This is a genomic window from Prosthecomicrobium sp. N25 (assembly GCF_037203705.1).
Lineage (GTDB): Bacteria > Pseudomonadota > Alphaproteobacteria > Rhizobiales > Ancalomicrobiaceae > Prosthecodimorpha.
Map to the genome: position 1 here is coordinate 123,679 of NZ_JBBCAT010000001.1, position 25,107 is coordinate 148,785.

Annotated in this window: 23 protein-coding genes; 15 read left to right on the forward strand and 8 right to left on the reverse strand. The window is 73.7% G+C overall.

Annotation, left to right across the window (positions count from 1 at the left end; translation table 11 throughout):
• Positions 1–156: 156 nt before the first annotated feature.
• From WBG79_RS00540 to WBG79_RS00585, 10 genes are read left to right on the forward strand one after another with little or no spacing between them, the layout of a single operon-like run.
• Entirely contained in the window at positions 157–1,263 is a 1,107-nt protein-coding gene (locus WBG79_RS00540; RefSeq protein WP_337355157.1) for a glycosyltransferase family 2 protein, read from the forward strand.
• Positions 1,260–2,255 carry an NAD-dependent epimerase/dehydratase family protein gene (locus tag WBG79_RS00545; protein WP_337355158.1) on the forward strand — a complete coding sequence of 332 codons (996 nt, stop codon included), beginning with the start codon at positions 1,260–1,262 and terminating at the stop codon, positions 2,253–2,255. The genes WBG79_RS00540 and WBG79_RS00545 overlap by 4 nt, the downstream gene beginning before the upstream one ends.
• Positions 2,252–3,205: a glycosyltransferase gene (locus tag WBG79_RS00550; RefSeq protein ID WP_337355159.1), complete on the forward strand. Its 954-nt coding sequence runs from the start codon at positions 2,252–2,254 to the stop codon at positions 3,203–3,205. Before WBG79_RS00545 ends, WBG79_RS00550 begins: the two co-directional genes overlap by 4 nt.
• The gene (locus WBG79_RS00555) at positions 3,202–4,185 is read left to right on the forward strand and encodes a glycosyltransferase (RefSeq protein WP_337355160.1); all 984 of its coding nucleotides are present in this window, start codon (positions 3,202–3,204) and stop codon (positions 4,183–4,185) included. The genes WBG79_RS00550 and WBG79_RS00555 overlap by 4 nt, the downstream gene beginning before the upstream one ends.
• Entirely contained in the window at positions 4,169–5,227 is a 1,059-nt protein-coding gene (locus WBG79_RS00560) for a Gfo/Idh/MocA family protein (RefSeq protein WP_337355161.1), read from the forward strand. Before WBG79_RS00555 ends, WBG79_RS00560 begins: the two co-directional genes overlap by 17 nt.
• A complete protein-coding gene (locus WBG79_RS00565) occupies positions 5,224–6,330 on the forward strand; it encodes an NAD-dependent epimerase/dehydratase family protein (RefSeq protein WP_337355162.1) in 1,107 nt (368 codons plus the stop codon). Before WBG79_RS00560 ends, WBG79_RS00565 begins: the two co-directional genes overlap by 4 nt.
• Entirely contained in the window at positions 6,327–7,901 is a 1,575-nt protein-coding gene (locus WBG79_RS00570; RefSeq protein ID WP_337355163.1) for a glycosyltransferase, read from the forward strand. Before WBG79_RS00565 ends, WBG79_RS00570 begins: the two co-directional genes overlap by 4 nt.
• Positions 7,898–8,863 (forward strand): polysaccharide deacetylase family protein, encoded by a 966-nt coding sequence (locus tag WBG79_RS00575; protein ID WP_337355164.1) that lies wholly within the window; start codon positions 7,898–7,900, stop codon positions 8,861–8,863. The genes WBG79_RS00570 and WBG79_RS00575 overlap by 4 nt, the downstream gene beginning before the upstream one ends.
• The gene (locus WBG79_RS00580; protein WP_337355165.1) at positions 8,856–9,749 is read left to right on the forward strand and encodes a glycosyltransferase family 2 protein; all 894 of its coding nucleotides are present in this window, start codon (positions 8,856–8,858) and stop codon (positions 9,747–9,749) included. The genes WBG79_RS00575 and WBG79_RS00580 overlap by 8 nt, the downstream gene beginning before the upstream one ends.
• A gap of 5 nt (positions 9,750–9,754) precedes the next feature.
• A complete protein-coding gene (locus tag WBG79_RS00585; protein WP_337355166.1) occupies positions 9,755–10,675 on the forward strand; it encodes a glycosyltransferase family 2 protein in 921 nt (306 codons plus the stop codon).
• A gap of 5 nt (positions 10,676–10,680) precedes the next feature.
• Here the strand turns inward: WBG79_RS00585 and WBG79_RS00590 are convergent, their stop codons facing one another.
• A complete protein-coding gene (locus WBG79_RS00590; protein ID WP_337355167.1) occupies positions 10,681–11,913 on the reverse strand; it encodes an ABC transporter ATP-binding protein in 1,233 nt (410 codons plus the stop codon).
• A 2-nt stretch (positions 11,914–11,915) separates the two neighbouring features.
• Positions 11,916–12,770, reverse strand: a complete 855-nt coding sequence (locus WBG79_RS00595) for an ABC transporter permease (protein ID WP_337355168.1) — start codon at positions 12,768–12,770, stop codon at positions 11,916–11,918.
• A gap of 179 nt (positions 12,771–12,949) precedes the next feature.
• On the opposite strand from WBG79_RS00595, the gene WBG79_RS00600 reads away from it, so the two are divergent.
• Positions 12,950–14,479, forward strand: coding sequence for a malonate--CoA ligase (locus WBG79_RS00600; protein ID WP_337355169.1), 1,530 nt, complete (start codon positions 12,950–12,952; stop codon positions 14,477–14,479).
• Between the two features lie 59 nt (positions 14,480–14,538).
• Here the strand turns inward: WBG79_RS00600 and WBG79_RS00605 are convergent, their stop codons facing one another.
• The 5 genes from WBG79_RS00605 to WBG79_RS00625 all read right to left on the reverse strand — a co-directional run bounded on the left by WBG79_RS00605 (position 14,539) and on the right by WBG79_RS00625 (position 18,750).
• Entirely contained in the window at positions 14,539–15,072 is a 534-nt protein-coding gene (locus WBG79_RS00605) for an SRPBCC family protein (protein WP_337355170.1), read from the reverse strand.
• Positions 15,069–15,437 carry an ArsR/SmtB family transcription factor gene (locus WBG79_RS00610; RefSeq protein WP_337355171.1) on the reverse strand — a complete coding sequence of 123 codons (369 nt, stop codon included), beginning with the start codon at positions 15,435–15,437 and terminating at the stop codon, positions 15,069–15,071. Before WBG79_RS00610 ends, WBG79_RS00605 begins: the two co-directional genes overlap by 4 nt.
• Before the next feature lie 136 nt (positions 15,438–15,573).
• The gene (locus tag WBG79_RS00615) at positions 15,574–17,856 is read right to left on the reverse strand and encodes a xanthine dehydrogenase family protein molybdopterin-binding subunit (protein ID WP_337355172.1); all 2,283 of its coding nucleotides are present in this window, start codon (positions 17,854–17,856) and stop codon (positions 15,574–15,576) included.
• 2 nt (positions 17,857–17,858) lie between these two features.
• A complete protein-coding gene (locus WBG79_RS00620; RefSeq protein ID WP_337355173.1) occupies positions 17,859–18,311 on the reverse strand; it encodes a (2Fe-2S)-binding protein in 453 nt (150 codons plus the stop codon).
• Positions 18,312–18,360: 49 nt separating this feature from the next.
• Complete coding sequence (locus WBG79_RS00625) at positions 18,361–18,750, reverse strand: hypothetical protein (protein WP_337355174.1); 390 nt, start codon at positions 18,748–18,750, stop codon at positions 18,361–18,363.
• A gap of 164 nt (positions 18,751–18,914) precedes the next feature.
• On the opposite strand from WBG79_RS00625, the gene WBG79_RS00630 reads away from it, so the two are divergent.
• The 3 genes from WBG79_RS00630 to hrpB all read left to right on the forward strand — a co-directional run bounded on the left by WBG79_RS00630 (position 18,915) and on the right by hrpB (position 23,021).
• Positions 18,915–20,162, forward strand: coding sequence for a flavin monoamine oxidase family protein (locus WBG79_RS00630; protein WP_337355175.1), 1,248 nt, complete (start codon positions 18,915–18,917; stop codon positions 20,160–20,162).
• A gap of 83 nt (positions 20,163–20,245) precedes the next feature.
• Positions 20,246–20,413, forward strand: a complete 168-nt coding sequence (locus WBG79_RS00635; protein ID WP_337355176.1) for a hypothetical protein — start codon at positions 20,246–20,248, stop codon at positions 20,411–20,413.
• Positions 20,414–20,534: 121 nt separating this feature from the next.
• Positions 20,535–23,021, forward strand: a complete 2,487-nt coding sequence (gene hrpB, locus WBG79_RS00640) for an ATP-dependent helicase HrpB (RefSeq protein WP_337355177.1) — start codon at positions 20,535–20,537, stop codon at positions 23,019–23,021.
• Between the two features lie 112 nt (positions 23,022–23,133).
• Here hrpB and WBG79_RS00645 read toward each other — a convergent pair whose 3' ends face one another.
• A complete protein-coding gene (locus tag WBG79_RS00645; protein WP_337355178.1) occupies positions 23,134–23,841 on the reverse strand; it encodes a GntR family transcriptional regulator in 708 nt (235 codons plus the stop codon).
• A gap of 271 nt (positions 23,842–24,112) precedes the next feature.
• Here WBG79_RS00645 and WBG79_RS00650 point away from each other — a divergent pair, with 271 nt between their 5' ends.
• The gene (locus WBG79_RS00650; protein WP_337355179.1) at positions 24,113–25,105 is read left to right on the forward strand and encodes an ABC transporter ATP-binding protein; all 993 of its coding nucleotides are present in this window, start codon (positions 24,113–24,115) and stop codon (positions 25,103–25,105) included.
• Positions 25,106–25,107 lie beyond the last annotated feature (2 nt).

Below are 25,107 nucleotides of genomic sequence, written 5' to 3' on the forward strand. Positions count from 1 at the left end.
CCAATCGCTTTGAATCATCCCGAAGTTTTTACCTTAATTTCCGACCCGGTGCAGTCAGACGTGCTACGCCAAGTTGCTGGGGGTGGAACCTCTAGAACGACACCTAAATTCTGATATACTGGCGCAAAATGGCTCAGCTGCAGAATTCCGGTGAACATGGTACCCCGCCCCGTATCCGTGATCGTCCCTGCCTACAATGCATCCCAGTTTTTAGAGAGAACCCTGGACTCTGCGCTCAAGCAGACGATTTCTCCGGTCGAAATCCTTGTGGTCGACGATGGGTCGAAGGACCGGACACCGGAAATTGTTCGGCAATACGAGAAACGCGAGGCCCGTGTACGCCTGATCCAACAAACCAACGCGGGTGTCGCTGCGGCACGCAATACGGGTATACGGCTCAGCCAGGGGGAATACATCGCGCCCCTGGATGCGGACGACCTCTGGGCTCCCCACAAGCTGGAGCGGCAAGTGGCCCGGCTCGAGGCGGGCGGCGCGGACGTCGGGTACGTCTACACCCTGTATCGCCTTATCGAGGCCGACGACACGGTCGTGTTCGACCGCAAGCCCTACCGCCCGGAGGGCTGGGTCTTCCTCCAGCAGGCGATCCAGAACTTCATCGGCTGCGGCAGTTCGGTGCTGATGCGGCGCTCCGCCGTGTTCGAGATGGGCGGCTATTCGAGCCGCCTCCGCGAGGAGGGCCTGGAGGGCTGCGAGGACTTGTTTCTGCAACTCTCGATCGCGGCCAGCTACCGGGTACTCGCGGTGCCGGAGCATCTGCTGGGGTACCGGCGCACGCCCAACAACATGTCGAGCGATTGGTACCGCATGGCCCAGTCGCGCCGGGCCGTTCTGGAGAGCTTCCTCGCCCGGTCGTCCGGCGAGGTCGCCGAGGTTCTGCAGGACGCCCTGTTCCGGACCGACCTCAACGTGCTGCGCGTCGGGCTGAAGCGGATGAAGCTCGCCGCCGTCGCCCGGGTCGTGTCCGACCGCGCCCGGATCCACGACGTCCGCCTCGCCGAGTTCGCGGGTGAGTTGAAGAAGATGACCATGCGCCGGCTCGGCCGCGCCGTCCCGTCCGGGGATGCGGGCCGACCTCAGGGCCGCCGCTTCGAGGACTACGAGCCGGACGAACTGGTCGACGGCGGCCCCGATCCCGACCTCGCCGTCCTGATGGCGCGTGCCCGCGCGGTCGACGCCGTCCGTGGCGGCCGCTACCTGGACAGCCCGCCCGAGCTCGGGCACCTCGCGGCGGATCCGTCGTGAGCGCGAACCCCTCGAAGGTGCTCGTGGCCGGCGGGGCCGGCTTCATCGGCTCGCACCTGGTCGACCGCCTCCTCGGACGCCCCGACGTCGGCCGCCTCGTGGTGGTCGACAACCTCTGGACGGGCGCCCGGGAGAACCTGGCCCATGTCGACGACGGCCGCTTCGCGCTGGCGGTGACGGACGTCGAGCGCTTCGCCACCGAAGAGCGCTTCGACGAGATCTACCAGCTCGCCTCGCCGGCATCGCCGCAGTGGTACATGTCGGACCCGGTCCGCACCATCTCGGCCAACGTCATGGGGACGATGCGCCTCCTCGACCTGCTCGCGCCCGGGGGGCGGATCTGCTTCACGTCGACCTCCGAGGTCTACGGCGATCCGCTCGTCACACCGCAGCCGGAGAGCTACCGCGGGTCGGTCGACTGCACCGGTCCGCGCTCGTCCTATGACGAGGGCAAGCGCTGCACCGAGGCGCTCCTCTCCGAGGTCGCCCGCGTCCACGGCACCGATGTCCGCATCGCGCGCCTCTTCAACGTCTATGGCCCGCGCACCAAGCCGGACGACGGCCGGGCGATCTCGAACTTCATCACCAGCGCGCTCTCCGGGGAGCCCATCACGATCTACGGCGACGGCCTGCAGTCCCGCAGCTGGGGCTACGTGGACGACATCATCGACGGGCTGGAGAAGCTGTTCTGGTCGGTCCCGCACGGCTATGCCGGTCCAGTCAACATCGGCAACGACCGTGAGGTCCCGGTCCTGACCGTGGCCCAATATGTCGCGAGCCTGATCCCCGGCGCCCGCATCGTGCACGGCGAGCCCGCCCCGCAGGACCCGAGCAACCGCTGCCCCGACCTCACCCTCGCCCGTTCGCTCCTGCCCGGCTGGTCCTGCGAGATCCCCTACGAGGAGGGCGTGCGCAGGACCCTCGAGTGGTTCGCGGCCCGCCTGTCGCCCCCCGCGGCCGAGGGAGGCGCGACGCCGGACCCCGGGGCATGAGCGCAGCGGCCAACAGCGCGGCTGTGCCCCCCTGCACGGTGACGGTCGTCGTCGCGACCTACAACCATGTCCGGACCATCGGGGCGGCCATCGAGAGCGCCCTGGCGCAGCGTCTCGAAGAGCCCGTGGAGATCATCGTCAGCGAGGACCGGTCCACGGACGGGACCCGCGAAATCGTCGAGGCCATGGCGGCCCGGTCCCCCGACCGGATCCGCACCCTGCTCTCGACGGAGAACCTGCATTCCAACGAGGTGATCGCCCGGGCGCTGCGCGCCGCCCGCGGCCGTTATGTCGCCCTCCTGGACGGCGACGACCTGTGGACCGATCCCGACCGGCTCCGCCGCCAGGTGGCCTTCCTGGACGCGCATCCGGACTGCGCCGCCGTCTTCATGAACGCCCTCGTGGCGGAGGGCGACCGGGTCACCGACCGGCGCTGGACGCGCGCGGACCTGCCGCCCCGCTTCGGCCCGGACGAGATCTGGGCGGGCAACCCCTACGCCACCTGCGCCGGCCTGTTGCGCCGGTCGGCCCTCCTGCCCGTTCCCGACTGGTATGCCGGCTTCTTCCCGGTCACCGACTGGCCGCTCTATGTCCTCGCCGCCCGGCACGGCTGGCTCGCCTTCCTGGACGAGCCTGTCGGCGTCTACCGGCTCCACGCCGACGGGCTCTACTCGCGCCTCTCGGAAGACGCCAAGCTCACCGCGGTGGAGCGTTTCTACCGGCGCATGATCGCCGAGGCGGGGCCGGATTTCGCCGACCGGGCGCGACGGGGCGGGGCGCGCTTCTTCCTCGACTGGGCGGAAGCCTTCCTGGAGCGCGGCGAGCCGGCCCGCGCCTGGTCCTGTCTCGCCCGCTCGCTCCGCTTCGCCGTCGCCCGCGGCCGCCTGCCGTCGCGTCGGGCCTTCGGGCTCGGCCTCGACCTGGTCCGCCGGGCCGTGAGGTCCGCATGAGCGCGGCGGCGGGCCACCGTGATCCCGTTCCGCCGGTCGCGCCCGGCGTGCCGCGCCCGCGCTGGTCGGTGATGATCCCGGCCTACCGGAGCGCCCGCACGATCGGCGCCACGCTGGAGAGCGTCCTCGCCCAGGCGCCCGGGCCCGACGAGATGCAGATCGAGGTGGTCGACGACGGGTCCGGCGACGAGGCGGAGCGCATCGTCCGGGCCCTGGGGCGGGGCCGGGTCGGCTTCCGCGCCCATGACAGCAATCTCGGCCACATCCGGACCTTCCACGATTGCCTTCTCGCCGCGCGCGGCCAACTCGTGCATCTGCTCCATGCCGACGACCTCGTCCGGCCCGGATTCTACGCGGCTCTCGGCGCCGCCTTCGAGGCCTGCCCCGACCTTGGCGCCGCCTACTGCCGCGCCGTCTACGTCGACGAGGCCGGCCGGGAGCTCGGCATGGTCCCGGAAGCCTTCCCGGCCGCCGGGCCGATCCCGGACGCGGCCGCCTTCCTGGCCGCCGAACAGCGCATCATGACGCCCGCCATCGTGGTCCGCCGCGCCGCCTACGAGGCGCTCGGCGGCTTCGACCGGCGCTTCGACTGCGCCGAGGACTGGGAGATGTGGGTGCGCATCGCCGCGAGTTACCCGATCTGGTACGAGCCGCGGCCGCTCGCCCTGTACCGCATGCACCCGGACTCTAACACCGGCCGTCACGTCCGCTCGGCGGCCGATGCCGCGGCCAACCGGCTGGCCATCTCGGTGATCTCCGGCTATCTGCCGCCCGACCGCGCCGGCGCGGTCGCCCGGAGCGCCCGGCGCACCTACGCGTCGAGTGCGATCGACAGCGCGGCCGCCCTGCTGAGGGCGGGCGATCCCGGCGCCGCGCTGGCGCAGGCTCGCGAGGCGCTCCGCCTTTCGCCCGCCGCCGCGCTCCGCCGCGCCGTCCGCATCCTCGCATCCCGGGGGACCCCTGTTGCCAGACGCTCCTGACCGCCCGGCCGCCCCGCCTCGCCTCGCGCTTGCGGGCTGCGGGGCGGTCGCGCGCCTCTATGCCGGCCCGGCGCTCGCCCGCCTCGCCGGGCAAGGGGTGCTCGCGGTCTCCGCCCTCTACGACCCCGACCCGGCGGCGGTGGACGCCCTGAAGGCCCTGCTGCCGGGGGCCGAGGCCGTCCCGCGCTTCGATGCCCTGCTGCCGAAAGCCGACGTCGTCCTGCTGGCCGGACCGCCGCGGACCCGGGCCGAGCAGGGCCTGGCGGCCCTCGCGGCCGGCCGCGCCGTCTTCGCCGAGAAGCCGCTCGCCGCCGGCGCGACCGCCGCCCGCACCCTGGTCGAGGCGGCCGAAGCAGCCGGCGTGCCGCTGGGCGTCGGCCTCGTGCGCCGCTTCTTTCCCGCAACCGCCGCGGTCCGCTCCCTTCTCGCCGCCGGCGCGATCGGGACCGTCCGCCGCGTGACCTGGTTCGAGGGCGGCCCCTTCGCCTGGCCGGTCGCCTCGCCGGCCTACTTCTCGCGCAGCGCCTTCGGGGGCGGGGTGACGGAGGACATCGGCACCCATGTGGTCGACCTGCTCGCCTGGTGGCTGGGACCCCTGACGCTCGTCGACGCCGCCGACGACGCGATGGGCGGGGTCGACGCCAACGCCCGGATCCGCCTCGCCGCCGGGGAGGCCGCGATCGACGTCCGGCTCAGCCGCGACTGGGCCCGCCCGAACCGCGCCGTGCTGGAGGGGGATCGCGGACGGCTGGTCTGGGACACCGAGGACATCGGCGCGGTCGCCCTCGAGCCGCTGGACGGCCCGCCCGGGCGCCTCGTCCTCGACGGCGCGCCGGATTTCGTCGACGCCTACGCGGCCCAGATCGCCGACTTCGCCGCCGCCGCCCGTGCCGGCCGGCCGCCGCGCGTCCCGGCCCGGGCCGGGCTCGACGCCGCCCTCCTGGTCGAGGCGTGCCGGGCGCGTCGTCGGCTGATGGACATGGGATGGCTCACGGACGGTGAGCGCGCCGCCGCCGCGCGGCTCGCGGAGGCCGCGCCATGACGCGGACCGCGGTCCTGGGCGCGGCCGGGTTCATCGGCAGCCGTGCGGTCGAGATGCTGCATCTGGAGCGCCCGGGCTCGGTCGTGCCGATCGCCCGCCGTCCCGAGCGGCTCGCCGGCGCCGCCCGCTTCGCCCTCGACATGCGGGTCGCCGACGCGCGCGACGAGGGTGCCCTGACGGCCGCCTTCGCGGGGATCGATGCCGTCGTCCATGCGGTCGCGGGCGATCCGGCCACCATCCTGGGCGCGGTCGCGCCGGTCTACCGCGCCGCCGCCGCGGCCGGCGTCCGCCGCATCGCGGTCCTCAGCACCGCCTCGGTGCACGGCCAGGACCCCGAGCCGGGCACCGACGAGACGAGCCCGCTCTCCGACCGCCAGTCGATCCCCTACAACAACGCCAAGGTCCGCGCCGAACGCCTCTGGTTCGACCTCCGGCGCGGCGGGTCCGTGGAGGTCGTGCTTCTGCGCCCCGGCATCGTCCACGGGCCCCGCTCCTCCTGGATCGCCGGCTTCGCGGACGAATGCCTGGCCGGCACCGCCTATCTGGTGGACGGCGGGCGCGGCGTCTGCAACGCCGCCTATGTCGACAACGTCGTCCATGCCGTCCGGCTGGCCCTGGCGGTCCCGGAGGCGGACGGGCGCGCCTATATCGTCGGGGACGCCGAGCTCGTCACCTGGGCGGACCTGCTCTGCCCGGTCGCCGCCGCACTCGGCCGCGAGATCGACGAAATGTCGGTGTCCCTGGAGCAGGCCCGGGCCACCCTGCGCCGGCCGTCGCCCCGCGACGCCATCAGCGCGGCGCTTCACCGCCGCCTGCCCCGGCCGGTCGTCGCCGGCCTGAAGGCGGCCTACCGGGAATGGCGGGGCCGCCGCCCGGCCGCGTCCGGCCCCGGCCGGGAGATCACGGAGGAGCGCATCCTGCTGCACACCGCCCGCACCCGCCTCGGTTTCGACCGCGCCCGCCGCGAGCTCGGCTACGAGCCGCCCGTCGCCTTCGACGAGGCGACGCGGAGGACGCTCGCCTGGCTCGACTTCGCCGGGTATCCGGTCGTCCGAGACTTCGCCGGCTATCCGGTCGCGCTTCCCGGGAGGCGGCAGCCATGACGCGCGTCTCGGCGGTCGTCACCACCTACGACCACGCCCGCTTCCTGGGCGAGGCGATCGACAGCATCCTGGCCCAGACCCGCCCGGCCGACGAGATCATCGTGGTCGACGACGGCTCCGCCGACGACCCGGCTGCGGTGGTCGCCCGCTACGGTGCGCCCGTCCGTCTGATCCGCCAGGCGAATGCCGGCCTGTCGGCGGCCCGCAACACCGGGCTCGCGGCCGCGACGGGCGACATGATCCTGTTCCTCGACGCCGACGACCGGCTTCGCCCGGAGATGATCGCCCGGACGCTGGAGGCCCTCGCGGCCTGCCCGGACTGCGCCTTCGCGTACGGCGCCTATGCGTTCGTGGACGAGGCCGGCAACGACCTCGGCACGGTCCGCCTGAAGCCACCGGGCGACGATGCCTATGCCGACTTCGTCTCCGGCAACATCGTGGGCATGCACGGGACCGTCCTGTACCGGCGCGCCGCGGTGTTGGCCGCGGGCGGCTTCGACCCGAGCCTCAGGGCCTGCGAGGACTACGACCTCTACCTGCGCCTGGCGCGCTCGCATCCGGTCCGGGCCGTTGACGCCGTTCTGGCCGACTACCGCCGCCACGGGACAAACATGTCGCTCGGCATCCCGCGCATGCTGGACGCCGCCCTGACGGTCGTCGGCCGTCACCGGGAGCCGCCGCCGGGCCGCACCGGCTGGGCCGAGCGCCACGCCGCGTCGATTGCGGCCTGGAAGGCCTTCTACGCCGCCCAGCAGCTCGGCCAGCTCGCCGGGGCGCTGAAGCGCCGGAAGGGCGTCGCCGCCCAGCTCGCCGCCAGCGCCCGCATCGCCCGCATCGCGCCGGGCCAGGTCCTCCGCGACCTGCGGCGCCGGGCCGGCGGCCTCCGCCGCAAGCTGCGCCGGCGCCTCCCCGGCGCCCGCATCCGCTTCGGCGACCTCGCCCGGACCACACCGGTCAGCACCGCCTTCGGGTACGACCGCGGCAAGCCGCTCGACCGGCGCTACATCGAGGCCTTCCTGGCCGCCCACGCCGCCGATATCCGCGGCCGCGTCCTGGAGATCGGCGACGCCGCCTATTCGACCCGCTTCGGCGGACCGGCCGTCACACGGCAGGATGTGCTCAACCGCCATCCCGGCCACCCCGCGACGACCTTCGTGGGCGACCTCGCCGACGGCGCCGGCCTACCCGCCGACGCCTTCGACTGCATCGTCCTGACCCAGACCCTGCACCTCGTCTTCGACATGCCGGCCGCGGTCGCCACCCTGCACCGCAGCCTGAAGCCGGGCGGGGTCCTGCTGGCGACCGTGCCCTGGGCGAGCCCCATCGACCGCGGCGAATGGGGGGCGGAATGGTACTGGTCCGTCTCCCCCGCCGCGCTCCGCCGCCTGCTCTCCGGCCCCTTCGCGCCCGAACGGACCGAGGTGGTCCCCTACGGCAACGTCATGGCCGCCGCCGCCTTCCTGTACGGGCTCGCCGAGCACGAGCTCAGGCCGGATCAGCTCGACGTCCACGACCCGCACTGCCCGGTCGTCGTCGCGGGCCGCGCCGTCAAGACCGAGGTGTCGCGGTGAGCCTGCGCGGCAGGGCGGCGGCCTTGGCGCGCCGGATCCGGCTCCTGATCGGGGCGGAGCGACCGATCGTCCTGATGTACCACCGGGTCGAGACGCTGCAGGTCGACCCCTGGCGGCTCGCCGTCGCCCCGGACCGTTTCGCCCGCCAGATCGCGCTCCTCTCCCGCCGCCGCCGCGTCGTGCCGCTGTCCTGGCTGGCCGGCGAACTCGCGGCGGGCCGCCTGCCGCGCCACGTGGCGGCCGTCACCTTCGACGACGGCTATGCCGACCTTTACCGGAACGCCCTGCCGGTGCTGGCCGCGGCGCGCTGCCCCGCCACCGTCTTCGTTACCACGGGCGCGACCGACCGCCCCGACGGCTTCTGGTGGGACGCCCTCACCCGCCTGGTGCTGGAGACCCCGGTCCTGCCGCCCCGCCTCGACCTCGCCGCCGGCGGCCTGCGCGTCGCCGGCGCGGTGCCGGAAGATCCCGCCGGGCGCGGCGCCCTCCTGGCCGCGATCCACGGACCGTTACGTGTCGCCGGCGAGGCCGCCCGCCGCGATGCGATGGCGGCGCTCCACGACTGGGCCGGGCTCGCGCCGGAGCCCCGCCCGCGCGACCGCGCCATGACCTCGGCCGAGATCGCCGCCATGGCGGCGAGCGGCTGGGTCGAGATCGGGGGCCACACCGTCACCCATCCCTCCCTGCCGGCCCTGTCGCCGGAGGCGGCGGCGGCCGAGGTCCGCGAGGGCCGGGAGTGCTGCCGGGCCCTCTCCGGCCAGCCGGTCACCGGGTTCGCCTACCCGTTCGGTGACCAGGACCCCGCCGTGCGCGCGGCGGTGCGCGAGGCCGGCTTCGGCCATGCGGTCACCACCGTGGCCGCCCCCGCCCGTGCCGGCACGGATCCGCTGGCGATCCCCCGCCTCCTGGCCGCCGACTGGGACGAGGAGACCTTCGCGCAGGAGGTGCTCCGCCATGGCTGACCCCGCGGCCGCGCCGGCCGTCACAGCGGCGATCGTGGTGCTCGACGGCGAGCGTTTCATCGGCGAGGCGCTGGCGAGCATCCGCGACCAGACCTTCCGGGACTGGGAGCTCGTGGTGGTGGACGACGGCTCGACCGACCGCACCGCTTCGCTGGTGGAGGCCTTCGGGGCGGAGCGGCCCGGCCGCGTCTGCCTGCTCCGCCACCCGGGCGGCGGCAATCGCGGCATCGCGGCCTCCCGCAACCTCGCGATCGCCCGCGCCCGCGGTCGCTACGTCGCCTTCCTGGACGCCGACGACGTGTGGCTGCCGGAGAAGCTCGCCGAACAGGTCGCGATCCTGGATGCCGACCCGGAGCTCGGGCTCGTCTACGGCCGCAGCCTCATCTGGTACGGCTGGTCCCCCGCCGCGCCCCGCGCCGACCACTACTATCCCCTCGGCGTCGAGGCCGACCGCCGCCACGAGCCGCCGGTGCTGTTCGAGCTCCTGATGCGCAACGAGGCCCAGACGCCGACCACCTGCAACGCCATGATCCGCCGGAGCCTGTTCGACCGCCTCGGGCCGTTCGATCCGCGCTTCCGCACGATGTTCGAGGACCTGACCTTCTTCGCCAAGGCCCTCGCCACCACGCCCGCCTATGTGTCGGACCGGACCTGGGCGAAATACCGCCAGCATCCGGAGAGTTGCACGGCGGTCTCCGCCGCCCGCGGGGCCGACGACCTGCGGCGTCTGCGCTTTCTCCTCTGGCTCGGCCGCTCCCTCCCCCCGGAGGCCCGCGGGCCGCGCGTCCTGGCGGCGCTCGCCGCCGAACGACGCCGGGCCGCCCGAGCCGTGGCGCGGGGCTTCGGCAGGCGCCTGCGCCGGCGGCTCGCCGGCTGGATCCGGTGACGCCGATGCCCCGGGTGTCGATCGTCACGCCGTTCCTCGACGCCGAGCCGTTCCTGGCGCAGGCGATCGACAGCGTCCGGGCCCAGACCGTCCCCGACTGGGAGCTGCTGCTGGTCGACGACGGCGCGCGGGACGGCAGCCGCGCCGTCGCGGAGGCCGCCGCGGCCGAGGACCCTCGCATCCGCCTCCTGCCCGCGCCTGCCGGGCCGGAGGGCCCGGCGGCGGCCCGCAACCGCGGCCTCGCCGCGGCGGGTGGGGAGTTCGTGGCCTTCCTGGACGCGGACGACCGCCTCGAGCCGGCCATGCTGGCCGTCACCCTCGACGTCCTCGAGCGCCGTCCGGACGTCGCGATGGTGTACGGCCCGACCGTCTGGTGGCACCCGGACGACCCCGCCCGCGACTGGACCGAACCGATGGACGGACGCGCCGGACGGGTCTTCCCGCCGCCGCGCCTCCTCGTCGACGTCCTCCTGCTGCAGGACGGCCAGGTCCCCTGCATCGGCTCGGTCCTGGTCCGCCGCACGGCCCTGGAGGCGGTCGGCGGCTTCGAGGAGAGCCTGCGGCTCTACGAGGACCAGACCCTCTGGGTGAAGCTCTTCCTCCGCTTCCCCATCGCGGTCGTGGCCGAGCCGCTGTCGCGCTACCGCCAGCACCCGGCTTCCGCGTCGGCGGCGGCCGCCGCCGCGGGCCTCTACCGCCGGACGGGCGAGCACCCGGCCCGCGCCGCCTTCCTGGACTGGGTTGGCCGCCACCTGGAGGAAGCGGGGGACGTCGCCCCGGCGGTCCGCCGCGCCCTCGCCCTCGCCAGGTCCCCCTATCGCGAGGACGCGAGCCTCGCCGGCCGGCTGCTCCGGTTCCGGTTCCGGCTCCTGCGGGCGTGGCATCGGCGGCGGCGCCGGCTCCGCCGCCGCCTTGGCTTTGGCTGAGTCGGTCAGGCCCTCAGCGTCCAGACATGCGGGATCACGGCGGCGCCGAAGCCTGCGGCCGCCCTCACCGGCCGGTCCCCCACGTGCCCCTCGGCGATGTCGAGATAGGCCGCCGCCTCCACGTGGTCCTCCACCCCGTGGTCGGCGATGAGCGCCACGTCGAGGCGGTAGCGGCCCGGCCGGATCAGCAGCGCCGGCAGGTGCAGCGCGAATCCCGCCCCGCCGCGGTCGGCCTCCGAATGGTCCTGCGTGTCGAAGGTGACGGCCGGGTCGCCGTGGTCGTCGATCAGCGTCAGCTGGCAGCGGCAGGGGCCGCGCGGCCCCTCCGCCTCGACCCGGATCGTCGCCGGCGCCCCGGCGGCGAGCGGCGCGCCCGCCTCGCCGGACGCGTCGATCGCCCGTACCCGGAGCCTTCCCCGTCCCGCCCGATCCGTCCGCTCGCCCACCGGCGTGCCGGTCCGTGACTCCAGGCCGGCGAGGTAGCGCGCCACGATCTCGCCCGTCGCCCCGTCCGCCGTCAGCCGCCCGCCCTCCAGCAGGATCGCGCGACCGCAGACCCGCTGGACGAGCGACATCTGGTGGCTGACGAACAGGACCGTCCGCCCGCTCCGGGCGCTCTCCTCCGCCTTGGCGATGCACTTGCGCTGGAACGCCGCGTCGCCGACCGCCAGCACCTCGTCGATGATCAGGATGTCGGGATCGAGGTGCGCCGCCACCGCGAAGGCGAGGCGCAGATACATGCCGCTCGAGTAGCGCTTGACCGGCGTGTCCAGGAAGGCCCCGACCCCGGCGAAATCGACGATCTCGTCGAGCTTGGAGCGGATCTCGGCGCGGCCCATGCCCAGGATGGCGCCGTTCAGGAAGATGTTCTCCCGTCCCGTGAGTTCGCCGTGGAACCCGGTCCCGACCTCGATGAGCGCGCCGAGGCGCCCGTGGATCTCGGCCCGCCCGGTCGTGGGCTCGACGATGCGCGCCAGGATCTTGAGGAGCGTGCTCTTGCCCGCCCCGTTCGGCCCGATGATGCCGAGCACCTCGCCGGTGCCGACCTCGAAGGAGACGTCGCGGAGCGCCGTGAAGTCGAGCGGCGTCGCGGCGGGCGGCCTCGGCGACGGCCCGCGTCCGAGGAGGCGGCCGGGGAGGCCGGCGGCGAGCTCCCGCAGGCTTCCCGGGCCGGACCGGTCAACGCCCAGCCGGTAGGTCTTGCCGAGGCCCTCCGCCCGGATCGCGATCGCGCCCATGCTCAGACCACGTCCGCGAAGGTCTTCTCGGCGCGCGCGAAGACCGCGAGGCCGGCCGCCAGCAGGACGGCGCCGATCGCCGCCGAGCCGATCGCCAGCGCCGGGTCGAGCGGCGTGCCGAGGAGGCACCAGCGGAACCCCTCCACGACCCCGACCATCGGGTTGAGGCCGTAGACGAGCCGCCAGCTCGCTGGCAGCAGGCTGCCCGGATAGACCACCGGGGTCAGGAACAGCAGGATCTGCAGCCCCATCGGGACAAGGTGCCCGACGTCCCGGTATCGGGCGTTGACGGCCGCCAGGATCAGCCCCAGGCCGACCAGCACGGCCAGCAGCACGACGAGGACGACCGGCAGAAGCAGCACCTGCGCGGAAGGCGCATGGCCGGTCGCCAGGATCGCCAGCAGCACCAGGCCGAGGCCGACCGCGAGGTCGACCAGGCACGATCCGACCGCCGCCAGCGGGATGGCGAGGCGCGGGAAGTAGACCCGCTTGACCAGGTCCTGGCTGCTCACCAGGCTGCCGGTCATGTTGGTCAGCCCGCGCGCGAAGAAGGTCCAGGGAACGAGGCCGCAGAGCACGAAGAGCGCGTAGGGCGCGCCCTCCGACGGCACGCCGACCAGCCGGCCGAAGACGAGCGTGAAGACGGCGGTGCCGGCGAGCGGCTGCAGCACCGCCCAGGCGACGCCCAGGAGCGTCTGCCGGTACCGCACCTTGAGGTCGCGCCAGACCAGGAAGTAGAGGAGTTCGCGGTAGGCCCAGAGCTGGGCAAGGTCGATCACCGGGCGCGTGCTGGCTTCGATGACGTGGACCGGCCTCGGCGAGGCGGGCGCGCCGGTGTCGGACAGGCTGGACGGCAACGGGGATCTCCTCGGTCGCGGTGCCGCCACCCTAGACCATGCCGCTGCCCTGCGCACGCGTCTCGGGGACCGTCGTCCCTCGACCGGCCGGGCCGCCCTTGTTATGGGGAGGGCCCGCCGCTTCCCACCCGGCCCCGCGGCGGGACCCGATCCTCGATGCGCGAAGCCCGGTGACCCCCATGACCGACGCCAACCTGTTCTCCCGCCTCGCCGCCACGGTCCGCGAGCCGGGCCGGCCGGCGATCGAGCGCCCCGGCCGCCCTGCGATGACGTATGGCGACCTCCTCGACGGCACGGCGCGCCTCGCCAACCGGCTGGTGCGCCTCGGCCTCCGGCCCGGCGACCGGGTCGCGGTGCAGGCCGAGAAGTCCGTCGAGGCGCTCCTGCTCTATCTCGCGGTCGTCCGCGCCGGCGGCGTCTACCTGCCGCTCAACACCGCCTACACGCTGCCCGAACTCGCCTATTTCCTCGGCGACGCCGAACCCGGCATCGTCGTCTGCGATCCGGGGCGGCGCGACGGCGTCGCCGGAATCGCCGGTCCGGTCGGCGCCACGGTGGAGACGCTCGGGCCGGGCGGGGAGGGCAGCCTTCTCGACGGGCTCGACCGCGAGCCGGCCGATTTCGCGACCGTGCCGCGGGCCGGCGACGATCTCGCCGCGATCCTCTACACGTCCGGAACGACGGGCCGCTCGAAGGGCGCCATGCTGACCCACGACAATCTGGTGTCCAACGCCCTGACGCTGATCGACGTCTGGCGTTTCAACGCCGCCGACGTGCTGATCCACGCCCTGCCGATCTATCACACCCACGGCCTCTTCGTGGCCTCCAACGTGGTGCTCTTCGCCGGCGCGCGCATGATCTTCCCGGCCCGCTTCGACGCCGCCGAGGTGCTCGCCCTGATGGACCGCGCCACCACGCTGATGGGCGTGCCGACCTTCTACGTCCGCCTCCTGCAGCAGCCCGGGCTCGGCCGGGAGACCACCGCCGGCATGCGCCTCTTCGTCTCCGGGTCCGCGCCGCTACTCGCCGACACGCACCGCGAATGGCAGGCCCGCACCGGCCACGCCATCCTGGAGCGTTACGGCATGACCGAGACCGGCATGAACACGTCGAACCCCTACGAGGGCGACCGCGTGCCCGGCGCCGTGGGATTCCCGCTGCCCGGCGTGTCGCTGCGCATCGCCGACCCCGAGACCGGGGCCCCGCTCCCCTCCGGCGAGATCGGTATGATCGAGGTGAAGGGCCCGAACGTCTTCACGGGCTACTGGCGCATGCCTGAGAAGACCGCCGCCGAATTCCGTCCGGACGGCTACTTCGTCACCGGCGACCTCGGCCTCGTCGACGAGCGCGGCTACGTCCACATCGTCGGCCGCGGCAAGGACCTGATCATTACCGGTGGCTTCAACGTCTACCCCAAGGAGATCGAGGCGGAGATCGACGCGATCCCGGGGGTGGTCGAGAGCGCCGTCATCGGTGTGCCGCACGCCGACTTCGGCGAGGCCGTCACCGCCGTGGTGGTCCTCGCGCCCGGCGCGGCGGTCGACGAGGCGGCCGTGCTTGGCGCGCTGGCCGGCCGTCTGGCCCGCTTCAAGCAGCCGAAGCGGGTCGTGTTCGTCGACGACCTGCCGCGCAACACCATGGGCAAGGTGCAGAAGGCCGTGCTGCGCGACACCTGCGCGAGCCTCTACGGCGCGCCCGCGCCGCGCTGAGCGGGCCGCGCCGGAAGGGGCGGGCGGAGCCCCCCGAGGAGGCCCCGCCCGGTCTCTCGTCAGCCCGGAAGCCGCCGGTCGTACTCGGCCTGCAACCGCGCCCAGCCGTCCCAGAAGGGCTCGGTCCGCCCCTCCGACAGGCGGGCCGCCATGATGTCGAGATGCATGTGCCAGCCGGCCGCGATCTTGAGCATGTTGGGCCGGTCGGAGATCCGGCGGTGCGTCACGGTGAGCAGCACCTTGGCGCCGCGCGGCTCCAGCTCGAAGGAGACGCTGCCGCTCTCGCCCCACGTGAAGGCGAGCCTGCGGGGCGGGTCGAGATCGGTGATGCGGCTCATCATCCGGTGCTCGTCCGGGAAGCCGGCCGGCCGCCGGCCCGGCGGGTCGGTCAGCTCGTCGTTGCGCCAGACGAACTCGAACGGCGCCCCGACCCGCATCTCCATGTCACCCGCGGCGAGCCACTGGCGGCGCAGCTTGCCGTCCGTGAGGTAGGCCCAGACCCGCTCGGCGGGTCCCGGCAGCAGCCGCTGGATGGTGAGCGTGGCGGGCTCCGACAGGGTCCCGTAGGCGTCCAGCGTGGCGGTCTCGGTCATGGGTCGTCTCCTCTCTCGGGGTTGGTCGGTGGGCGCGCGTCCTCCTCGCGGAGCAGGCGCTCGAGCACGTCCAGACGCTCGGTCCAGAAGCGTTCGTAGAAGCTCAGCCAGTCATGTGCGCTGGCGAGCGGTCCGGGGTCGAGACGGCACAGGTGGGTGCGGCCCCGGACTTCGCGGCGGATCAGCCCGGCGCTCTCCAGCGCCTTGATGTGCTTGGAGGCGGCGGCGAGCGAGATCGCGAAGGGCTCCGCGAGCTGGCCCACGCTGCGTGCTCCGCCGGCGAGCTCGCGCAGCATCCGCCGCCGCGTGGCGTCGCCGAGGGCATGGAAGACGGCGTCGAGCTGGGGTGCGTGAAGTTCAACCATGTGGTTGAATATGCCCCGAGCCCGGCCGACTGTCAACCGATTGGTTGAATATTCGTCGAAGGGCCTGCCGACGTGCGCGAGGCCCGGGACGCGGAGCGCATCCCGGGCCTCGCGTGGTTCTGGAGCCGTCGGCCGGTCAGGCCTTGAGCTGGTCGCCGAGCGGCAGTCGGCGGATGCGCTTGCCGGTGGCCGCGAAGATCGCGTTCATCAGGGCCGGGGCGTAGGGCGGCACGCCCGGCTCCCCGATGCCGCCCGGCGGCACGTCGTAGTCGGCGGCCTTGAGATGGACCCGGATCTCGCGCGGCGCCTGGTCGATGCGCGGGATCAGGTAGCTGTCGAAGTTCGACTGCTTCGCGGCGCCTTTCTCGAAGGTGATCTCGCTCAGCGTCGCCAGCGCGTGCCCCATGATGCAGGCGCCTTCGATCTGCGAGCGGATCCGGTCAGGGTTGACCCAGGCCCCGCAGTCCACCGCCACGTCGACCCGCGGCACCGACAGGGAGCCGTCCTCCCCGATCTCGACCTCCACGACGGTCGCCACGTAGGTGACGAAGCTGCGATGCACCGCGAGACCCAGCGCCCGACCCTTCGGCCGCGGCCGACCCCAGCCGGCCTGCTCGGTGGCGACCTCGACGACGCCCCTGAGCCGGCCCGTGTCGATCGGGTAGATCGAGAGGTTCTCGCCGTAGTTCCAGATCGTCGACACGCCCGTGAGGTCGATGTGCCGGGGCGGGCCGATCAGGTCCAGCAGGTAGTCGCGGTGGTCCCGGCCCGCCGCCGCGGCGAGCTCGGCCGCGAAGCTCTGGATCGCGAAGGCGTGCGGGATGTTGGACACGGAGCGGAACCAGCCGATCCGCGTATGGGCGGCGGCCTCGCCGTTTTCGCATTGCAGGTCGGGGATCGCGAAGGGTACGTCGACGAAGCCCATGCCGAGCTCGAAGGGCGCCTCGTGCTTCTGGTCCGGGGCGAAGATCGACGCGATGGTGGGCGCTACGCTCCGGTGCCGCCAGGCCACGGCCTTGCCGGCCTGGTCGAGGCCGCCCTCCAGCCGCTCCACCGAATGGGTGTGGAAATAGGCGTGCCGGATGTCGTCCTCGCGCGTCCAGGTCACCTTCACAGGGGCGCCGTCCATGGCCTTCGACAGGAGCGCGGCCTCGTTGACGAAGTCCGGCTTCGACTTCCGCCCGAAGCCGCCGCCGAGCAGGGTCACGTGGACGGTCACGTTCTCGACCGGCATCTTCAACGTCGCCGCAACCTCGGTGCGGGCGAGCTGCGGCGCCTGGATCGGGCACCAGACCTCGCACTTGCCGTCCCGGATGACCGCGAGCGCCGAGGGCGGCTCCATCGGCGCCTGCGCGAGGTGGGGGATGACGTACTCCGCCTCGACCCGCTTCGCCGCCCGCGCCAGCGCGGCCTCCGCGTCGCCGTCCTTGCGGACGACGGTCCCGGGCTTGGCCGCGGTCCTGCGAAGCTCTTCCGTGTAGGCGGCGCTGTCGTAGCCGCCGTTCGGCCCGTCGGTCCAGACGATCCTCAGGGCGTCGCGCCCCTTGATGGCCGCCCAGGTGTTGCGGGCGATCACCCCGACCCCGCCGAGCGGCGCGAACTTGCTCGGGAGCGTCGGCACGGGCAGCGGCACCACCTTGACGACGCCCGGGACCTTCAGGGCCTCCCTGTCGTCGAGGCTCGCCACGGACCCGCCATAGACCGGCGGATGCGCCACCACCGCGAACAGCATGCCGTCGAGCCTGGCGTCAATGCCGTACTGGGCCCGTCCGGTCGTGATGTCGGCCCCGTCGACGAGCCCGAGCGGCTTGCCGATGTAGCGGAACTCGGCCGGGGATTTCAGTGCCAGCTTGTCCTTCGCGGGCGGCTCCAGGCGCGCCGCCTCAGCCGCCACATCGCCATAGGACAGGGTCCGCCCTGATCCGGCGTGGCTGAGGACGGAGTTCCGCGCCTCCACCTCGCCCTCCGGCACGCCCCAGCGCTTCGCCGCCGCCGCGACCAGCATCATCCGCGCAGCGGCGCCCGCCTCCCGCATCGGCTGCATGAAGTGCCGCGTGGAGCGCGAGCCGTCCGTGTCCTGGTTGCCGTAGCGCGCCTCGTCGCCGTCCGCCTGGACCACCCGCACCTTGGCCCAGTCGGCCTCCAGCTCGTCGGCGGCGCACATGGCGAGCCCGGTGCGCACGCCCTGGCCCATCTCGGCCCGGTGGCAGACGAACCGGACCGTCCCGTCCGGCTCGATGGCGATGAACACGCGCGGGTCGTTGATGACCCCGTGCGGCATCGCGGCCGCCCCGTAGGCGGCCGGCTTCTCCGGATCCTGCGCGAGCGCGGGGAGCCGGGCCGCGAGCACGAGGCTGCCGGCCGCGACGGTGCCGGCCAGGAAGGAACGGCGGGAGACGTTTTCGATGAGCGCGGTCATGGTCAGGCCTCCCCGGCGGCACGCTTGATGGCGGCGCGGATGCGCGGATAGGTCCCGCAACGGCACAGGTTGCCTGCCATGGCGGAGTCGATGTCCGCGTCGGTGGGCTTCGGCGTCGTCTGCAGGAAGGCGGCGGCCTGCATGATCTGGCCGACCTGGCAGTAGCCGCATTGCGGCACGTTCAGCTCCCGCCAGGCCCGCTGCACCGGGTGGTCGCCGGCCGGATCGAGCCCCTCGATCGTGGTGACTTCCTGGCCGGCGACGTCGCCGACCGACGTCTGGCAGGACCGCACGGCCATGCCGCCGACATGTACCGCGCAGGCCCCGCAGACCGCGATGCCGCAGCCGTACTTGGTCCCCGTCAGGCCGAGCTCGTCGCGCAGGTACCAGAGAAGGGGCATGGCGGGGTCGCCCGAAAAGTCGTGGTCGCGACCGTTGACGGTGATCTTGGGCATGGGCTGTCTCCAGGAAGGCGGATGCGGAGGCCGGGCGGCGGCGCTGAGCTCAGCCGGCGTTGCGGGGGGGCATGACCACGTAGACGATGTCCTTGACCGCCAGGTCGGCACCGTCGCGGCCGATGTCGCCGGAGTCCTCCCACTCGAACACGATCACCCGTCCGGCGAGGTTCTGCAGGTCCATCGGCTTGCCGGCCAGGGTGGGGCGGCGCACCGTCCGACCCATCTTCTCCTCGCTCGAGTAGAGGATCTCGATCATGCCGTCCGGCCGGGCGACGGCGATGCCGCAGCGTGCCGCCGGGCACCAGACCACCTTGGGGCAGGGCACCGAGTAGGTCCCCTGGGCGCAGACGGTCTCTTTGATGTCCTCGGCCAGGGCCGGCAGCGACAGGAGGAGGGCGGCCGCGGCACCGGCGGCGGCTATGAAGGTCCTGGTCATGGTCGTGGTCTCCCGGCCGTCTGCCATCGTGGCCCCGCCTAACGCCCCTGCCCGGCGCCGGTTCCGCAGCACACACGCCGCAGCCGCAACCCTGGCGGCCGTTCGGGCATTGGGACTAGGATGACCCCCCGGTCGCGGCGGCCGGTGCGAACGGGAGACGGCCGGTGAACGCGGACTGGGACGTGCCGATCGTCGGGGGCGGAGCGGCCGGGATCGGCGCCGCCCGGCGGCTCGCCGGGACCGCAGTCCGGGCACTCCTGGTGGAGGCGGGCCCCCGGCTCGGCGGGCGGGCCTGGACCGCGGAGCTCGCCGGCCTTCCCCTCGACCTCGGCTGCGGATGGCTGCACTCCGGCGAGCGCAACGCCTGGACGGCGGTCGCGGAGGCCTCCGGCGTGGCGGTCGAGCGCGGTCCGGCGGCCTGGCGCCAGCAATTCCGCGACCTGGGCTTCCCGCCCGACCAGCAGGACGCCGCCGACGAGGCCTTCGCGGCCTGGTACGAGCGCCTTCCGGTGGTGGCGCGGGCGGGCGACCGCGCCGCCGACGCGCTCGCGCCCGGCGGCGCCTGGAACGCCTACGTGCAGGCGATCGTCGGCTATATCAGCGGCGCCCGCCTCGACCGCCTGTCGGCCGCCGACTACGTCGCCTACGACTCGGCCTCGACCGAGCAGAACTGGCGGGTGCCGTCCGGCTACGGCGCCCTCGTGGCCGCGAGCGTGCCGGTCGGCTTTCCGGTGCGGCTCGCCACGCCGGTGCTGTCCCTCGATCTGGACGCCGGCGGCATCGCGGCGGCGACCCCGGCCGGAACCATCCGCGCCCGCGCCGCGATCCTCACCGTCTCGACCGCCGTCCTGGCGCGCGGCGCCCTGCGCCTGCCTGCCGCCCTGGAGCCCTGGCGCGAGGCCGCCGCCTGCCTGCCGCTCGGCGACAACGAGAAGCTCTTCCTCGAGATCGTCGGCCCGTCCCCGTTCGAGCCCGAGACCCACGTCATCGGCGACCCGCGCGACCCGGCGACCGGCAGCTACTACATCCGCCCCTTCGGCCGGCCGGTCGTGGAGGTCTTCCTGGGCGGGGAAGGCGGTCGGCTCGTCGCCGACCGGGGCCCCGCGGAGGCTTTCGCGTTCGCGCAAGACCAGCTGGCGACGCTCTTCGGCGCGCAGGTCCGCCGCAGCCTCCGGCCGCTCGCCGCCTCGTCCTGGTCGCGCACCACCCATGTGGGGGGCGGCTACAGCTACGCGGTGCCGGGGGAGGGCGCCGCGCGGCGGCGGCTCGCGGCGCCCTTCGACGACCGCGTCTTCTTCGCCGGCGAGGCGAGCCACGAGACCGACTTCTCGACCGCCCACGGCGCTCACGACACCGGCCTGCGCGCCGCCGAGGAGGCCGTCGCCGTACTCCGCGCCCGCCGCCCGGCCTGAGCGTCCGGCGCAGAGGCCGGCGCGGACACGGGATCGAAACCTTCTCGCGCTAAGAACGTTGGGAGACAAACGGGAGCATCGCCATGCGGTCGGAGATCGACGTCGTCAAGGGCCAGGAGAAATGGCTGATCCGCCTGGACGGCATACCCGTCCACCAGGCCGCCTCGCTCGACGAGGCCCAGCGCGCCGCCGCCAGCATCCTGCGCGTCGAGAAGCGCCGCGCGGCCGCCCTGCAGGACTATTTCGGCTGATCGGAACGCCGCGCAGCCCGGCGCCCTTCGGAAGGCGCTTGCGGCCCGCCCGCCCCTCGACATAGACCGTCGCGACATCCTGACGACGGCGGCCGTCCCCGGCCCCGGGGAGACCGCGACCTTGACCAACTCCGCTGCCGGCGCGCCCCCGCTGCCCATCGAGGCTGCGCTCCCGGAGCTCGCCGCCGCCCTGGAGCGCTCGGCGAACGCGGTGCTGGTGGCGCCGCCGGGTGCCGGCAAGACGACCCGCGTGCCGCTGGCCCTGCTCGACTCCTCATGGCGCGGCGACGGGCGCATCGTGGTCCTGGAGCCTCGCCGCATCGCCGCCCGCGCCGCGGCCGCGCGCATGGCCGCGACCCTCGGCGAGGACATCGGCCGCACCGTCGGCTTCCGGGTCCGCATGGAGGCCCGCGTCTCGGCCGCGACCCGCGTCGAGGTGGTCACCGAGGGCGTCTTCACCCGCATGATCCTGGACGACCCGGAGCTCTCCGGCGTCGCCGCCGTCCTGTTCGACGAGTTCCACGAGCGCAGCCTCGAGGGCGACCTCGGCCTCGCCCTGGCGCTCGATGTCCAGGCGGCGCTGCGGCCCGACCTGCGCCTCCTGGTCATGTCCGCCACCCTCGACGGCGCCCGCGTCGGCGCGGTCCTGGGCGACGCCCCGGTGGTGGTCAGCGAGGGCCGCGCCTATCCGGTCGACACGCGCTATCTGGGCCGCGCCGCCGGGGCCCGCATCGAGGCGGAGGTGGCGTCCGCCGTTCGCCGCGCGCTCGCCGAGGAGGACGGCTCCATCCTGGCCTTCCTGCCCGGCCAGGCCGAGATCCGCCGCGTGGCGGACGAACTCGCCGGCCGCGTCGGCGCGGATGTCGACCTCGCCCCCCTGTACGGCGCGCTGACGCCCCGCGAGCAGGACGCCGCCATCCGGCCGGCCGCCCCCGGGCGCCGCAAGGTGGTGATCGCGACCGCGATCGCCGAGACCTCGCTGACCATCGAGGGCGTCCGCATCGTGGTCGATTCCGGCCTCGCGCGCGTGCCCCGCTACGAGCCCGCGACGGGGCTGACGCGGCTGGAGACCGTGCGGGTGAGCCGCGCCTCCGCCGACCAGCGGCGCGGCCGTGCCGGCCGGACCGGCCCGGGGGTCTGCTACCGCCTTTGGGACGAACCCCAGACGGCGGCCCTGCGCCACTACGAGCGGCCCGAGATCCTGGAGGCCGACCTCTCCTCGCTGGTGCTCGACCTGGCGCTCTGGGGCGCGACCGACCCGTCCGGCCTGCGCTTCCTCGACACGCCGCCCGCCGCCGCGTGGGACGAGGCCGTGGTGCTTCTGAAGGCCATGGACGCGCTCGACGCGGAGGGTCGCATCACGGCCCGCGGCCGAATCCTGCAGCGGCTGCCGCTGCCGCCCCGCCTCGCCGCCATGGTGGCCGACGCGGCGGCGGGCGGCGGCGCCCGCCTCGCCGGCGAGATCGCGGCGGTGCTGACGGAGCGCGGACTCGGCGGGACATCCACCGACCTGGAGGAGCGCATCCGCCGTTTCCGCGCCGAACGGGGGCCGCGCGCCGACGCCGCCCGCCGCCTCGCCGCCGGATGGGCGCGCGCCGCGGGTCCGCCGTCGGGTCCGGCCCGCTATGCGGACGATCCCGCCGAGGCAGGCCGGATCCTCGCCCTCGGCTATCCCGACCGGGTCGCCGAGGCGCGCGGCCAGCCCGGCGCCTACCGCCTCGCCAACGGGCGAGGCGGCGCGCTGGAGGCGCACGATCCGCTGGCGCGCTCCCGCTATCTCGCCGTCGCGGAGCTCCAGGGCAGCGCCGGTAGCGCCCGCATCCTGCTTGCCGCCCCGCTCACCCGCGAGGACATCGAGGCCGACTTCGCCTCGCACATCGAGGAGGAGGTGCTGATCCGCTTCGACGAGGCGACCGACTCGGTCCGCGCCCGCAAGGTCCGCCGCTACGGCCCGGTCGTCCTCGCCGAGGCCCCCGCCGAGGCGCCGGACCCGGCCGCGGTGGCGGCTGCGCTGCTCGACGGCGTGCGCGGGCGCGGCCTCGCCTGTCTGCCCTGGTCGAAGGCCGCGCACCAGCTCCGCATGCGCGTCGGCTTCGCCCGCCGGGCCGAACCGGACGCCTGGCCCGACCTGTCGGACGATGCGCTCCTCGCAAGCCTCCCCGATTGGCTCGGCCCCGCCGTCGCGGGCCGCCGCTCGATCGGCGAGATCCGGCCCGAGGACCTCTCCGCCGGCCTCGACGGCCTCCTCGACTGGAATGCCCGGCGCGCGCTGGACCGCCTCGCCCCGACCCATTTCGTCGCCCCGACCGGCAACGCCGTGCCGATCGACTACGAGGCCGAGAATGGGCCGGTCCTGTCGATCCGCGTGCAGGAGCTGTTCGGGCTCGACGTCCACCCGGCCATCGCGGCCGGCAAGGTGCCGCTGCTCGTGGAACTGCTGTCGCCCGCCCACCGTCCGATCCAGCTCACCCGCGACCTGCCCGGCTTCTGGCGCGGCTCGTGGAAGGACGTGAAGGCCGACATGAAGGGCCGTTACCCGAAGCACGTCTGGCCGGACGACCCGCTCGCCGCCGCCCCGACCGCCCGCGCCAAGCCACGCGGCACCTGAGAGCCGGTGCAAGACGTCTCGCCCTCATGCGCGGTTTTCGTTCCCGCCATGCCCGGACTGGTCTCCGGCAGCCGAGGGAGGCGTTCGGACCGTCGATGGTCCGCTGTGCGCCTCAGCCGCCGAGGATGTCGGCGAGCCGCGTGTCCGGCCGCTCCGGCTCGACGAGGTCCAGGCCCTGCTCGATCTCGTCCAGATGCTCCACCATCAGCCGCGCCGCCGCCGGCCCGTCGCGCTCGGCGATGGCGGCCGCGATCGCCTCGTGATGGTCCGTGCCGCAGAAATGGGCACGCCGGCTGCGGTACAGGAGGATGATCAGCGACGACCGCGTGATCAGCTCGGCCAGGATGTCGGCATAGATGCCGTGCTGGGCGAGGCGCGCCACGAGCCCGTGGAATTCGCCGGAAAGACGGATCGCCGCCCGGTCGTCGCCCTCGGCCAGCGCCTTGCGCTCCTCCGCGAGGTGCAGGGCGAGGAGGCGGGACCAGTCCCCGGTGAAGCGCTCGGCGGCCCGCATCGCCACCGCCGGCTCGATCAGCCGGCGCGCCTCGAACACCTCGCGGGCCTCCGCGGGCGTCGGGCGGGCCACGAAGGCGCCCCGGTTCTTCTCGATGACCACGATGCCCTCGTGGGCGAGCGCCTGCAGGGCGGAGCGGACGATGGTGCGGCTGGCCCCGTAAATGGCCCCGATCTCGTCCTCCCCGAGCTTCGTGCCGGGGTGCAGGCGGTGCTCCAGGATGGCGGTCACGATCCCCTGGCGGATCTGCTGCCCCCGGTCCTGGGACTGGGCTTTCGCGGCTGCATCCCCGTCGATTGCGCTCATCGCGGCCCTCTCCCGACGCGCGGGGGGCCGCTCCGCCTCCCGCGCTCTCCGGGGCCGAGTATAGGGCGGACCGCCATTGCGCCCACGCCCAGATCGTATACGATCCTAGCGTAAATCGTGTCCATAATGCCTCTTTTTCAGGCACAGCGAGCGGCCTCCCGGCCGGCTCGCCGGGCCCGGCGCCCCGCAAGGCCCTGTAAACGCGAGGGCCGCGGCACTTGGCATGTCGCTTGCCAACCTTTCGGCTTCGCAGCGAGGAGTCTCCCGACGCATGAGCCACCCGGCGGCCCTGGAACTGGTGCGCGTGACAAAGCGCTACGGCGCGACCGTGGCGGTCGACGCCATCGACCTGAAGATCCCGGCTGGCACCTATTGCTGCCTCCTGGGCCCCTCGGGCTGCGGCAAGACGTCGACGCTCCGCATGATCGCCGGCCACGAGGCCGCGAGTGAGGGCGACATCATCCTCGGCCCCGCCAATGTGACGGACCTCGAGCCCGCCAAGCGCGGCACGGCCATGATGTTCCAATCCTACGCGCTGTTCCCGCACTTGTCCGTGCTCGACAACGTGGCCTTCGCGCTAAAGATGCGCGGCGTCGACCGGAAGACCCGTCATGCCCGCGCGATGGAACTGCTCGACCTCGTCGCCATGGCGTCCTTCGCGGAGCGCCTGCCCGCCCAACTCTCCGGCGGCCAGCAGCAGCGCGTCGCCCTCGCCCGCGCCCTGATCACCGAGCCGCAGATCCTGCTCCTCGACGAGCCGCTCTCCGCCCTCGACCCGTTCCTGCGGATCCGGATGCGGGCCGAACTGAAGAAGCTGCAGCGCGAGCTCGGCATCTCCTTCATCCACGTGACCCACGGCCAGGAGGAGGCGATGGCGCTCGCCGACCTGGTCGTGCTGATGAACCACGGCCGCATCGAGCAGCAGGGCAGCCCGCGCGACATCTTCAACCGCCCGCGCACCGAGTTCGTCGCCCGCTTCATCGGCGGCCACAACGTGGTGGCGGTCAATGGGGCGAAGTTCGCCGTCAGGGTCGACCGCCTGCGGCTCGCGCGCGCCGACCGGCCCGTGCTCGGACCCGCCGTGGCGGGCGTGGTCACGGAGGTCGAATACCAGGGCACCTACGTGCAGGTGACCGTGGGAACCGAGGGCGGCGGCGAGCTGACCGCCCAGATCGCGGAATCCGACTTCGACGCCGATCCTCGACAGGTGGGGGCGCCGGTCGTCGCCACCTGGGAGCCGGCGCTCGCGCATCCGATCGCGTGACC

Bases quoted from the DNA above. Each gene is read 5' to 3' on its own strand.
- WBG79_RS00585 (WP_337355166.1), top strand. From the start codon at position 9,755: ATGCCCCGGGTGTCGATCGTCACGCCGTTCCTCGACGCCGAGCCGTTC.
- WBG79_RS00615 (WP_337355172.1), bottom strand. From the start codon at position 17,856: ATGACCGCGCTCATCGAAAACGTCTCCCGCCGTTCCTTCCTGGCCGGC.
- WBG79_RS00610 (WP_337355171.1), bottom strand. From the start codon at position 15,437: ATGGTTGAACTTCACGCACCCCAGCTCGACGCCGTCTTCCATGCCCTC.
- WBG79_RS00635 (WP_337355176.1), top strand. From the start codon at position 20,246: ATGCGGTCGGAGATCGACGTCGTCAAGGGCCAGGAGAAATGGCTGATC.
- WBG79_RS00620 (WP_337355173.1), bottom strand. From the start codon at position 18,311: ATGCCCAAGATCACCGTCAACGGTCGCGACCACGACTTTTCGGGCGAC.
- WBG79_RS00590 (WP_337355167.1), bottom strand. From the start codon at position 11,913: ATGGGCGCGATCGCGATCCGGGCGGAGGGCCTCGGCAAGACCTACCGG.
- WBG79_RS00555 (WP_337355160.1), top strand. From the start codon at position 3,202: ATGAGCGCGGCGGCGGGCCACCGTGATCCCGTTCCGCCGGTCGCGCCC.
- WBG79_RS00650 (WP_337355179.1), top strand. From the start codon at position 24,113: ATGAGCCACCCGGCGGCCCTGGAACTGGTGCGCGTGACAAAGCGCTAC.
- WBG79_RS00605 (WP_337355170.1), bottom strand. From the start codon at position 15,072: ATGACCGAGACCGCCACGCTGGACGCCTACGGGACCCTGTCGGAGCCC.
- WBG79_RS00600 (WP_337355169.1), top strand. From the start codon at position 12,950: ATGACCGACGCCAACCTGTTCTCCCGCCTCGCCGCCACGGTCCGCGAG.
- WBG79_RS00565 (WP_337355162.1), top strand. From the start codon at position 5,224: ATGACGCGGACCGCGGTCCTGGGCGCGGCCGGGTTCATCGGCAGCCGT.
- WBG79_RS00645 (WP_337355178.1), bottom strand. From the start codon at position 23,841: ATGAGCGCAATCGACGGGGATGCAGCCGCGAAAGCCCAGTCCCAGGAC.
- WBG79_RS00570 (WP_337355163.1), top strand. From the start codon at position 6,327: ATGACGCGCGTCTCGGCGGTCGTCACCACCTACGACCACGCCCGCTTC.
- WBG79_RS00580 (WP_337355165.1), top strand. From the start codon at position 8,856: ATGGCTGACCCCGCGGCCGCGCCGGCCGTCACAGCGGCGATCGTGGTG.
- WBG79_RS00540 (WP_337355157.1), top strand. From the start codon at position 157: ATGGTACCCCGCCCCGTATCCGTGATCGTCCCTGCCTACAATGCATCC.
- WBG79_RS00625 (WP_337355174.1), bottom strand. From the start codon at position 18,750: ATGACCAGGACCTTCATAGCCGCCGCCGGTGCCGCGGCCGCCCTCCTC.
- WBG79_RS00550 (WP_337355159.1), top strand. From the start codon at position 2,252: ATGAGCGCAGCGGCCAACAGCGCGGCTGTGCCCCCCTGCACGGTGACG.